We start from the raw sequence: 621 nt of genomic DNA, 5'->3' as shown, positions 1-621 counted from the left end.
GATAAAACCAATCTTTTGCGTCTTTGACGCTTTGGCGGCAGCAACACCGGCCAAATAAGAAGACTGTTCGGTATGGAATGTTATTGAAACAACATTTTTAATATTTGGAATTGTGTCGTCGATAATACCGAAATTGGTTTTTGGATTTTGCTTGGCTGCTTGTTTAACAGCTGGCTCCAAAGCATATCCAATACCGAAAATTGTGTCGAACTTTGCTTGAATAGCAGAGTTGATATTCGGCTTGTAATCAGACTCGTCATTACTCTGGAAGTAGTTATATCCACCATTCCCTTTGGATAAACCTTCTTCTTTACCGTATTTCTGCAAACCTTCCCATGCAGATTGGTTAAAGGAATGATCATCGATCCCACCAGTATCGGTGATAATCGCGACTGATTTTTTGCCTGAATCATTAGTGGAAGTTGTTTTTCCACGATTCAGGCCGAAATAAGCACCGACTGCTGCAATGACCACTACGACTATTGCTACGATAGTCCAACGAAAACGATTCATAAATCTCTCCTAACTTGATTAGCTAAAAGTTCACACTTTCAGAGATTTTTAAATTTATTATTCGTAATATCCCCTGAAATGCGTTACTAAATAGCCTAAAAGTACAAT

General features: G+C 38.5%; 1 protein-coding gene. It reads right to left on the bottom strand.

Features of this window, described 5'->3' with window-relative positions; all coding sequences use genetic code 11:
- Window positions 1–513 (bottom strand): BMP family lipoprotein (locus KH893_RS11430; protein ID WP_281166230.1); only part of this gene is annotated, 513 nt, incomplete at its 3' end.
- Window positions 514–621 lie beyond the last annotated feature (108 nt).

The organism is Liquorilactobacillus sicerae (assembly GCF_029916425.1).
In the GTDB taxonomy this organism is placed as follows: Bacteria; Bacillota; Bacilli; order Lactobacillales; family Lactobacillaceae; genus Liquorilactobacillus; species Liquorilactobacillus sicerae.
Note: the sequence above shows the minus strand (reverse complement) of the source record. Positions and strands in the feature narration are given on the sequence as shown.